Raw genomic sequence first — 240 nt, forward strand, 5'->3', positions numbered from 1 at the left:
TTCGTTCCTTCTACTTTTGTTTTGCCTACTTTTGTATTTGTGATGTCAGTACCATTTATCTTTGATTCATATCCTAGTACTGGCTGTTCCTTCACTTCATACTTGTATGCTACTCCGTTTGCATCGTAAGCTTGGAGTTTTTCAAACGTGTACTTCCATTCTGTTGCCGCTGTTACTTCTTTTGTATCTACTACTTTACCGTTTTGTAAAAGATCTACTTTGATCATTTCCGGACGATCT

General features: G+C 37.1%; 1 protein-coding gene. It reads right to left on the reverse strand.

Going from position 1 to position 240, the window contains the following annotated elements; genetic code table 11:
- Positions 1-227: Cna B-type domain-containing protein (locus MR083_RS27325; protein WP_242270137.1), on the reverse strand; the 227-nt coding region annotated here is incomplete at its 3' end.
- Between the last annotated feature and the right edge of the window lie 13 nt (positions 228-240).

It is taken from the genome of Bacillus cereus group sp. BfR-BA-01408 (assembly GCF_022663305.1).
Taxonomy (GTDB): domain Bacteria; phylum Bacillota; class Bacilli; order Bacillales; family Bacillaceae_G; genus Bacillus_A; species Bacillus_A pacificus.